This window comes from [Limnothrix rosea] IAM M-220 (assembly GCF_001904615.1).
In the GTDB taxonomy this organism is placed as follows: Bacteria; Cyanobacteriota; Cyanobacteriia; order Cyanobacteriales; family MRBY01; genus MRBY01.
Genome location: NZ_MRBY01000082.1, coordinates 1 through 10681 on the forward strand (window position 1 = coordinate 1; position 10681 = coordinate 10681).

Below are 10681 nucleotides of genomic sequence, written 5' to 3' on the forward strand. Positions count from 1 at the left end.
TAACGTCAGTTATGGATAAGAATGTAGCCAAAATTCTTTAGAGAAGAGGAGACACGGAGAGGGAAAGACACGGGGAAGCAACGAAAATTTGTATTTTTTGAAAGCTAGTAGGATTGTTTGCATAGAAACATCTCCCGATCTCTCGCTCTCCCATTCGCCGCGTCGTACTTCCGAGCATGCTTAAGCAAAACTCACGTTAAATAGTTAAAGTGTCAAAAAAATAGCCGAATCTCGATGACAGCACAGTGATATTTCAGGGAAATGAGAGGGGGTTCATAAAAATTCATGCCGCTGCCCGTAGGTAATTTTTAAAATCAAGGCAGTGTGATTTTTTATTTGTCGAAGGAGAAACGTTAACTCTTTTATGACCCAGTCCCCTGCCTTTACCGATGGCTTAGCCTATGTTCTTCTTGTGGGTACAAGCCCTAATTTTAATCAGCAAATTGGTGCAGATCTCGCCGAGGTAGGGTATCAAATTGTTGCCGTTGAAAGTCCAGACAAAGGGCTACAGCGGCTCGAACAAACGCCTCCTAGCATGACGATTGTTGATTACAGTGCTTTGGGACAAAAGGGGATTGATTTTTGTCGTGACCTCCGCTCTGGGAATAAAACGTTTCCGATTCTCTTTCTCGTTGCCCAAGATCGGGTGGAAGAACGGGTTGTTTGTTTGGAGGCTGGTGCCGATGATTATTTGTTGCAGCCCTATCAACGGGATAAGTTTACGCAGATTGTCAATGTCTATCTCCAGCCCCAGCCAGAACAGCGGGAGCAGTTGTTATTTGGGGATCTTGTCCTTGATTTGAGTAGCCGTCAAGTGTGGCGATCGCCGTCTGGGGTTGAAAATGATAATCCCCAAATAATTGACCTGACGGTGAAAGAATTTGAATTACTCAAATATTTAATGTCTTATCCCCAGCAAGTGCTTACAAGGGAGCAAATCTTAAAAAATGTTTGGGGCGAAGACTTTCAAGGAGAATCTAACGTCATTGAAGTCTACATTCGCTATTTACGCCTTAAAATCGAAACGAAGGGACGAAAACGTCTCATCCAAACAGTCCGCGGCGTTGGCTATGTTTTGAAAGATAGCTAGGGGATCATAAATCTTTGGCTAAATGTCAACAACTCTGGTTTTGCGGATCTCTTTTTTGAGGCGCGAACATATTTTTATTCTTCTGTCTTTAAATCCACTATGACTTTGCCAGCCCGTTTGTTGCCCCTCCTTTGCGGTGTGTTGTTAGTTGGTTGTGTGCCCTTCCCCGGAGATGGCGTTGATCCTAGTACGACACCCGGTACGACTCCGCCCCCGGAAATAACGACTCCTGTGCCAACGACTCCCCAAGGACAAGTTTTGCCCATTACTGCCACTGCAAAGATTGAATCTTCTGGACAAATTTTCGCCTTAGAGGTTGCCGAAACCGCTGAGCAGCAGCAATTAGGGTTGATGTACCGTGAAAGCCTACCGGATAATCGCGGTATGTTATTTCAGTTTGATCCGGCGCGTCCTGTGAGTTTTTGGATGAAAAATTGTCTGATTCATCTCGATATTATTTTCCTCAAAGATGGGGTGGTGCAGACGATCGCCCGGAATGTGCCGCCCTGTGAAAATGATCCCTGCCCAACCTATGGTACGCCTGCGGATATTGACCAAGTGATTGAAATTCGCGGTGGCTTGTCCGATGAGATGGGGTTAACGGAGGGGGATGAAATTACGGTGAGCTTTATGGACTCTTAAAATCTGACGGTGGGGCGATCGCCTAAAATCTTTGGAAACAAAAAGATACGTCGCCCCAGTTTTGCAACCGAACCAATGAGCTACAGCCCCCGCATTCAGGATATTCCCGCCAGTGAACGCCCCCGCGAACGCCTCGTGGAAATTGGTGCTCAATATTTATCTAATGCCGAACTAATTGCCATCCTCATTGGCACTGGCGATCGCCATCAAGGTTTATCGGCAGTCGGTTTAGCCCAGCACATTCTCCAAACCTTTAGCCACGGTAAGCGTGATCCCTTCGACATCCTCCGGAATACCAACCCCCAAGAACTGACCCATATCAAAGGCGTTGGTTTAGCAAAAGCCGCCCAAATCTTGGCAGGCATCGAACTAGGAAAACGTGTTTTTCAGGCCAAACCCAGCGAAAAGACGATCATCGATAGCCCAGAAGCCGCGGCGATCGCCCTCAGCAACGACCTCATGTGGCAAGACCAAGAACGCTTTGCAGTACTTTGTTTAGACATCAAAAATAAACTCATCGCCACCAAAGTCATTACCATTGGGCTCGCCACCGAAACCCTTGCCCATCCCCGGGAAATTTTCCGAGAAGTGATCAAACAAGGCGCAGCCCGATTAATCATTGCCCACAACCACCCCTCCGGTAATGTCGAGCCGAGTAACGCCGATCTCCAGCTCACCAGCCGTCTCCTCCAATCCGCGCAAATTATTGGGATTCCCCTCCTCGACCACATCATCCTTGGCCACGATAATTTCAGTAGCCTGCGTCAAACCTGTGACCTGTGGGACGAATATCCCCAGCCCGAATAATTCCCGTCTTTTTAAATTTTATTCATCAAGCGTTCCAGCCATAAAGATTGACTTTCCTAAGATCCTTCAGAAGAAAGATGCATTGTCCCCAGTGACAAAAAAGCGGCTCTTACGGCGATCGCCACCCCCGCAACAAAAGCCTTAGGAAAAATCTCTCCCACTACCAACCATTTACTGTCCAGCTTTCTCAATATTAAAATTTTCCCATTACCCTGATCTAGGCAAAATAAATCCCCACAATAAAAAAGCCTTTCCAAAGTTATATTCATAAAGACAGATTCCCGTAACAACTAGAGAAACCTTAAAATCTCAAACTACACAGAAAACCGAACAAATCACCTCGTATTACCACGCCGATCAACAAAACAGAAACCCTTAACATGACCGTAGTTGGACAAACTAGAGAGATTATTTTTTCAAGCTTAATATTATCTTTCTTCAATGATAAAAGCAGTGTAAAAGTCACAGGAATTTCAAAAAGAAATCAAACGTAAAACCGAACAAATGTTTAAGAAAAACGACAAATAATATAGTTTGTCAACCCTCTAAAAAACTTCACGCTAACGTTAAAGAAAGCTTGTCCTTCTTGTAGACGCACATCCAGATTTGAACAATATGACTAAACGAACCTTTGGTGTAATCGGTCTTGCCGTAATGGGAGAAAACCTCGCCCTCAACGTAGAGCGAAATGGTTTCCCCATCGCAGTCTATAACCGTACCGCCAGCAAAACAGAAAAATTCATGGCAGAACGCGCGGTTGGCAAAGACATCAAAGCCGCCTACAGCCTCGAAGAATTTGTGCAGCAGCTTGAGCGTCCCCGCAAAATTTTGGTGATGGTAAAAGCAGGAAAACCAGTTGACTACGTCATCGAAGACCTCAAGCCCCTCCTCGAAGAAGGCGACATGATTATTGATGGCGGCAACTCCCTCTACGAAGATACAGAACGTCGCACAAAAGATCTCGAAGCCTCCGGTCTCGGCTTTGTCGGCATGGGTGTCAGTGGCGGTGAAGAAGGCGCACTTAATGGCCCCAGCTTGATGCCCGGCGGCACAGAAACGGCTTACCGTGAGCTAGAACCCATTGTCACGAAAATTGCAGCGCAAGTTGATGATGGCCCTTGCGTTACTTATATTGGCCCCGGTGGTGCTGGTCACTACGTCAAGATGGTACACAACGGTATCGAGTACGGCGATATGCAGCTCATCGCTGAAGCCTATGACCTCTTAGCCAATGCTGCCAAACTGAGCCACACTGAACTCCATGAAGTCTTTTCTGAATGGAATAAAACAGATGAATTGAACTCATTTTTGATTGAGATTACTGCCGATATCTTCAAAAAGATTGACCCAGAAACGAAGAAGCCATTGGTGGAGCTGATTCTTGATAGTGCGGGACAGAAAGGGACTGGCCGCTGGACGGTCGTTAACTCTCTTCAAATTGGTGTACCCATTCCCACAATTTACGCTGCTGTGAACGCTCGCGTCATGTCTGCGTTTAAGGAAGAGCGTCGGGCTGCTTCCCACGAACTGCCAGCGCCAGAGCGGGTTTATCGTGGCGATATCAAGACCTTCGTGAACCAAGTGCGTGATGCGTTGTATTGCTCGAAGATGTGTTCCTACGCGCAGGGTATGGCGCTGCTTGGTAAGGCTTCTGAAGAGTATGGCTACAACCTAGACCTCGGCGAAACAGCTCGCATTTGGAAGGGTGGTTGTATTATTCAGGCGGGCTTCCTCGACAAGATTAAGAAAGCCTATGTTGAGAATCCTGACCTTCCTAATCTTTTGCTTGCACCTGAGTTTAAGCAGTCGATTATTGATCGTCAGGATGCTTGGCGCACGGTGATCCTCGCAGCGAATGAGCTGGGGATTGCGGTTCCGGCTTTTAGTGCGTCTTTGGATTATTTTGATAGTTATCGTCGTGAGCGTCTCCCTCAGAACCTCACTCAGGCTCAGCGGGATTATTTCGGTGCGCACACCTATGAGCGTACGGACAAAGCTCGTGGTGAGTTTTTTCATACGGCTTGGGCTGAGTAAGTTCTGTAATTAATTTCTGATTCCCCTCAATCCTCCTTTCATAGGGGGATTTTTTGTTTTGAGTAGATATGTAGAAGGGGCGATCGCCTTTCAGTTCTGAAATATTCACCAATATTTTTCTCTATAATCCCAACTAAAATTCTGTTTTACACTGAGAGCAATACTATTTGTAACCTGACCAAATCCTAATGTCTGCAAAGGAACTTGAACGTTTAGAGAAAAGTGTTGATCGCCTCAAAGATCAACTCGCAGGAAAGCGCAACACTCTAGTCACCATCGCGCCAGAGGAAAAAATAAGGATTAGACAGCAAATTGAAGATTTACGCGTAGAGATTAGGGAGTTTGAACAAGAAAAGTGGGCGCTAATTGCAGAGATGTCGAATGATATTTCTGTTAGCGAAAAAGAAGCGGAAACAATTGTTGCTGAGATTATTGAAAACGAAGGGGCAATTGTAGCCAATGCGCCATCGCAGACACCACCAGCCATTTTGGCATTGCTTCATCAAATTCTTGATAAGCTCAACGAGCCAGATCCAACTGCCGCTGCAAAGCTAAAGGGTGTCATTTCCTCTTTTCCACCATTTGTAAGTGTTAGCTATGAAGCTGAACTAGACACCGAACAGACTTTACGCAAGTATTTTCCGACTTTTCGTCGCTGGAGCAGAGAGGTTGTTGAGCGCGTAAAAAAGTAAAACTGTCGGAGAGGCCTCCGGCTAAACAAAAACTGGATAATTTAGAAGATGGCGTTGAGAAAGAAAAGTTTGTTGGACGGGACGAAGATTTAAACCGCATTGATGAGCTTTTTCGGGTGCGGTGTCGCGGGCAAAAAAATCTGTTGCCGATGGTGCTGATCACTGGGATGGCGGGGGTCGGTAAAAGTGAGCTGGCGTTGCAATATGCGAAATTAAAGCGCCAAAACGAAGAATTTGCAGGGAGATATGCTTACCTGTCTGCAGCGAATTTTGTGGAAGATCTACAGGATTTTTTAATGCGATCGCCCATCTTAGAGACTCCAAGATTAATGGACTGTAGCCAACCAAAAACAAAGGCTCAGGCGGCTTGGGAGCTTTGGGCAGAATATTGTGAAGAGGTATCGGGGCAAGGGTTAATTGTCATTGATGATGTGACGAGTTATGGGCAGCAAATTAGAGACTTTTTACCGAAACAAACAGCAGAAAAATCGCCTTTTCGGTTTGTGCTGACTTCACGCGATCGCTGGGAGGATTTGCCTTTTTTCGAGCTCGAAGAATTAAGTCTTGGGGCAGCGAAACGAATGTTTTGTAATGCTGTTGGCGAAAGGCATCAGAATCGTGTCGAGGGGCAAATGGCGACAGTCGAGTCTCTCTGCAGACGGTTGGGATGTTTGCCATTGGCGTTGGCGTTGACGGGTAGTTGGCTTGGCGTGGCGGATGCGGGTCGGACTTTGACGGATTTGATTACGGCTTTGGAAGCAGCCGATCTTGAGCAGGCTCCCCTCCAGCCCAATCCTTTAGCCACGCGCAAAGTTGCAGAGCAGGGTTTGAAAGCAGCTTTTCAGGTGAGCTGGGAGCAGTTGCCGCAGCTTGATGCTTCAGCGCAACAGTTGGCGAGGGTTTTGGGTTTGTTTGCGCCTGTGGATGTGCCGTGGGAGCTTGTCAAAATGGTCGCGGAGGCTTATCCGGTAGAGTTGCCACCAGTGCCGCCGCCTCGACGAAGTTTGTTTAAAAGATTGTGGGATTGGTTGCGCAGTCTGTTTGGCGATCGCCTCGAATCTGAGATTAAAATCAAACGCCCAATTCAACCGATTCGAAATTTATCAGAAGCACGGTGGGCATTGACTCGCACAAGTTTGCTGAGAACGCTCCAACCGAATGAGACATACCGAGTACATCCGCTCTTACACGAGTTTTTCCAGCTGCAATGGAATGAAAAAACAGATCGACAGGGTTGGGAAATGGCATTTGGGAAAGGATTAAGTCGGAAGGCTGAAGACATTCCCCAAGAGCCAACATGGGAACAGCTCGAAAATTTACGACCACTCCGACCTCACTTCGATAAGGCGATCGACCTCCTGACAGCACTACGGAAAAATAAAAATAACTATTTCTACAAGGCTCTACAAAGACGATTTTACGAACAATTGTCTTCATGCCAGACAGGTGTTGCACGTCTAAGTCAACTTCCAATCTTTATCAAAACTCATACTCAAGCACAGAAGAAATATCAAGTTGCTAAAAATTCATTAAAGCAAGGTCAACAAGAGACAGCAGAAAAAGAATTTGAAGAGGCAATTGCTCTCTACGAAACGGCGATCGCTCAAGGTCGTCAAGCATTAGGTGAAAATAGTCTAATTTTGGCGAATTATTTATATAAACTCGCAGATATATTTTTTGAAAGAGGTCGTTTTGTTGATGGTATTTCTTATGCTAAAGAAGCCATCAAGGTTGCTGAGGCGAAGGCTAGTCCTAAAACGTTAGCTAATTATTTAAACACGTTGGGCTTGCTTTATGATAAACAACATCAATATCCTGAAGCCGAGTCTTGTTATCAGCGAGCACTCTCAATTAGAGAACAGATATTTGGAAAGAACAGTGTTGATATTGTGCAGATTCTTATCAATCTTGGTAGATTGCAAACTGTGACGAAAAAGTTTCCTGAAGCAAAACGTCTTTATCAACGAGCATTATCCATTCGTAAAAAGCAATGGGGCGGGGCAGATCATACAGATATTGCAGATATCCTTAACCACTTTGCAGCTTTTTATATTGACCAAAGACTATATGTTAGAGCAGAACCTTTCTGTCAACAGTCTTTAGAAATCCACGAAGCTGTATTAGAAAAAAACAACCCTAATTTTGCTGAAGTACTTAATAATTTTGCTGTGCTCTGTGACAACCAAAGAAAGTATTCTAGAGCAAAATCCCTCTACTTACGATCTATAGAAGTTACTGAAAAATACTTGGGAAATATGCATCCACTTGTAGCTCATAAGATTAGTAATTTAGGAGTAATGTATTATAAGCAAGGAAAATATTTTGAGGCGCAAGAACTAATGCTACGCAGCTTAAAAATACGTCAGAAGACTCTTGGAAAAAAGCATCCTGAAACTAGATACACTCAGAGATGGCTTGATGATATTCAATCAGCTATATCTAAAAAGTAAATCGTAGATTGACCATTTAGAATCCCTTAATACGAAAATAAAATCTATGCAAACCATTCAAGCAGAAGTCACAGTTTCGGATAATAGAAGACTAGAAATTGACCTTCCAGAAGATGTTCAAGCTGGAACCTATCAAGTTGTTCTTGTTCTCAATCCTCAACCCCAGCAAGGAAAAGCCACAACTCCCCATAAACTTAATGACGCAGCAGGGAAATTAAAGATTTTCAGCCAAGTCGATCCAGGGCAATGGCAACGACAAATCAGAGATGGATGAGATGAAGTTCAACTGCCTCATTAATACCAACACAAGAATGATCCAATTTACTTCAGCAAGCTATGTTAAAAGAAGAGTCTTCTTAGGGCGGCTATAACGATGGAAAGCATTACAATTACCGTATCACCAGACATTGCTCAAGCATATAACAGAGCAGATGCAACCCAACAGGCGCAACTTCAACAACTCATTACAGCTTTTTTCTCTCAGACATCTTCTCAGACATCTATTGACGATCCTTTGGGGGAAATTATTTACAACTTACAAACACAAGCCGCGGCGAATGGACTGACTCAAGAAATTCTAGACGACATTTTGCGAGATGTCTAAACCGCGGGTCATCCTCGATACGAATACCCTCGTGAGTGCTGTCTTAATACGCGGCTCAGTCCCAGATCAAGTCCTGAAAGCAGCGAGAAGAAAATCAATCTTGTTATTTTCGGAAACAACTTTTAGTGAATTGAGCGCCGTTTTGCAACGTCCAAAATTTGACCGATATGTCCCCAAAGAAGAACGATTAAAGCTTTTGGTAATTTTGCAACAAAAATCCGTCAAGGTTCAAGTCAAGGCACAAATTCAGGATTGTCGAGATCCGAAAGACAACAAATTTTTAGAACTAGCAGTCGATGGTCAAGCAGATTACTTAATTACTGGTGATCAAGATTTACTGGTTTTACACCCCTTTCGTAAAATCAAAATCATTACCCCAGCTCAATTTCTTGATGAGAACCTGAATTGATGAGAAGCAATCGGCGATCGCCTACTTCACTTTCCTAGATTGAGAAAACTTGCGGAGGTTTTGCCAGAAATCGCTAAGATGTAGAGCAATTCTGGTTTAAGCAACTGCATCATGGATTTAAAATCTCTCATCCGCGATATTCCTGATTTTCCGAAGCCCGGCATTTTGTTTCGGGACATCACGACGCTTCTGAATCACCCCGAAGGAATGCGCTACACGATGGATGCGTTGACTCAGCTTTGCATTGAAGCAAACCTTAAACCGGATCATGTGGTGGGCATGGAGTCGCGGGGTTTTATTTTTGGGCCGACCCTTGCTTATAATCTCAACGCTGGTTTTGTACCTGTTCGTAAACCCGGTAAGTTGCCTGCGGCGGTTCATTCTGTTGAATATGAGCTGGAATATGGCACTGACACCCTCGAAATGCACCAAGATGCGGTGGGTGAAGGGAATAGGATTTTGATCGTGGATGATTTGGTGGCTACGGGCGGTACGGCAAAGGCAACAGCGGATCTCCTTACGAAAGTGGGCTGTGAGATTTTGGGCTATGTTTTTGTGGTTGAGCTAATGGCTCTTAAAGGGCGCGATCGCCTACCGGATGCACCAGTCTTATCCCTTGTGCAATATTAGTTTTTTCTTTTTAAATATCCCTTCGTAAATTTTGTAATGGCTCTTCGTAAACTACGCGAACTTTTTGATCGAGAAACTTTGCTTTATATCCTAAAACGGTTGGGGCAGGCAATTTTGACGTTATTTCTCGCGTCGATTCTTAGTTTTTTGATTATTCAGCTCGCACCGGGAGATTTCCTTGATCCGCTCCGGCAAAATCCTCAGCTTTCGGAAGAGACATTGCTTGACCTTGAACGGCGTTTTGGGTTAGATCAGCCTGTCTTTGTGCAGTATTGGCGCTGGCTGTTTAATGTCATTTTTCGGTTCGATTTTGGTATTAGCTTTGAGTCTTTTCGTCCGGTGCATGAACTTCTACTGGAAAGGATGCCCGCCACATTGCTCCTTGCGGGAGTCTCTATTGTGGGCACTTGGGCGATCGCCATTCCCTTGGGCATTGTGAGTGCGGTGAAACAAAACACGCTTTTAGATAAAGTTTTACGTGTGGTGAGCTATGTTGGTCAGGGTTTTCCGAGCTTTATTACCGCATTGGCATTGCTACTGGTGGCACAAATCCTTTCGCCGCTATTACCCGTTGGCGGCATGACCAGTATTAATTACACTGATTTACCGTGGTACGGCAAGATTCTTGATATCGGTTGGCATATGATTTTGCCGATGATTGCCCTGAGTTTGACGGGGTTCGCGGGCTTGCAACGACTCACTCGTGGTCAACTGCTTGATGTGTTGCGACAGGACTATATCCAGACGGCGCGGGCGAAGGGTCTTCCCGAAAATAAAGTGATTTATGTCCATGCCCTACGGAATGCTATTAACCCCCTGATTACGCTGCTCGGTTTTGAATTTGCCAGCTTGCTGAGTGGCTCATTTATCACGGAGTTTTTCTTCAACTGGCCGGGATTAGGGACGCTGACGCTGCAAGCAGTGCAATCACAGGATCTTTACCTCGTGATGGCGGCGTTGATGATTAGTGCAACGATGTTGATTGTGGGGAATTTATTGGCGGATTTGTTGCTTAAGTTTGTTGACCCGCGTATTCAACTTGCTGATTTGAAATAGTAGAGTTCTTGCAAAAGGGGAAATCCTTGAGGAAATGACACGGAGAGTGAGGGAAGGAGTGACGCAGCGACGAGGAAAGAGGAAGATGGGGTGAATTTTTTTCTTCAATCGGGAGTGTCAAGAATTTTGGCATTGCTCCAATCTTTTTGTCCCTTCATCGCCATGTCCCCCAGTCCCCGTGTCTCTCTTTGCTAGCTGCAAGAGGTCTAGTGAACGTGAGTTTTGCTTAAGCATGCTCGGAAGTACGACGCGGTGAATGGGAGAGCG

General features: G+C 45.1%; 11 protein-coding genes. All 11 read left to right on the forward strand.

From position 1 onward, the window contains the following. The first annotated feature begins 364 nt into the window (after nt 1–364). The 11 genes from nblR to NIES208_RS18030 all read left to right on the forward strand — a co-directional run bounded on the left by nblR (nt 365) and on the right by NIES208_RS18030 (nt 10414). Entirely contained in the window at nt 365–1090 is a 726-nt protein-coding gene (gene nblR, locus NIES208_RS17975) for a response regulator transcription factor NblR (RefSeq protein ID WP_075894365.1), read from the forward strand. 99 nt (nt 1091–1189) lie between these two features. Further along, a complete protein-coding gene (locus NIES208_RS17980) occupies nt 1190–1732 on the forward strand; it encodes a DUF192 domain-containing protein (RefSeq protein ID WP_075894366.1) in 543 nt (180 codons plus the stop codon). Between the two features lie 75 nt (nt 1733–1807). Beyond that, nucleotides 1808–2539, forward strand: a complete 732-nt coding sequence (gene radC, locus NIES208_RS17985) for a RadC family protein (protein WP_075894367.1) — start codon at nt 1808–1810, stop codon at nt 2537–2539. Between the two features lie 615 nt (nt 2540–3154). Further along, a complete protein-coding gene (gnd, locus tag NIES208_RS17995; protein WP_075894369.1) occupies nt 3155–4573 on the forward strand; it encodes a decarboxylating NADP(+)-dependent phosphogluconate dehydrogenase in 1419 nt (472 codons plus the stop codon). A gap of 188 nt (nt 4574–4761) precedes the next feature. After that, on the forward strand, nt 4762–5265 hold the full coding sequence (locus tag NIES208_RS18000) for a hypothetical protein (protein ID WP_075894370.1): 504 nt from the start codon (nt 4762–4764) through the stop codon (nt 5263–5265). Nucleotides 5266–5297: 32 nt separating this feature from the next. Next, on the forward strand, nt 5298–7715 hold the full coding sequence (locus NIES208_RS18005) for a tetratricopeptide repeat protein (RefSeq protein ID WP_225875350.1): 2418 nt from the start codon (nt 5298–5300) through the stop codon (nt 7713–7715). Nucleotides 7716–7761: 46 nt separating this feature from the next. Next, the gene (locus NIES208_RS18010; RefSeq protein ID WP_075894372.1) at nt 7762–7989 is read left to right on the forward strand and encodes a hypothetical protein; all 228 of its coding nucleotides are present in this window, start codon (nt 7762–7764) and stop codon (nt 7987–7989) included. 99 nt (nt 7990–8088) lie between these two features. Then, nucleotides 8089–8319, forward strand: a complete 231-nt coding sequence (locus NIES208_RS18015) for a hypothetical protein (RefSeq protein ID WP_075894373.1) — start codon at nt 8089–8091, stop codon at nt 8317–8319. Continuing rightward, a complete protein-coding gene (locus NIES208_RS18020) occupies nt 8312–8728 on the forward strand; it encodes a putative toxin-antitoxin system toxin component, PIN family (protein WP_075894374.1) in 417 nt (138 codons plus the stop codon). Before NIES208_RS18015 ends, NIES208_RS18020 begins: the two co-directional genes overlap by 8 nt. Before the next feature lie 111 nt (nt 8729–8839). Beyond that, the gene (locus NIES208_RS18025) at nt 8840–9358 is read left to right on the forward strand and encodes an adenine phosphoribosyltransferase (protein ID WP_075894375.1); all 519 of its coding nucleotides are present in this window, start codon (nt 8840–8842) and stop codon (nt 9356–9358) included. A gap of 36 nt (nt 9359–9394) precedes the next feature. Continuing rightward, nucleotides 9395–10414 (forward strand): ABC transporter permease, encoded by a 1020-nt coding sequence (locus NIES208_RS18030; RefSeq protein ID WP_075894376.1) that lies wholly within the window; start codon nt 9395–9397, stop codon nt 10412–10414. Nucleotides 10415–10681 lie beyond the last annotated feature (267 nt).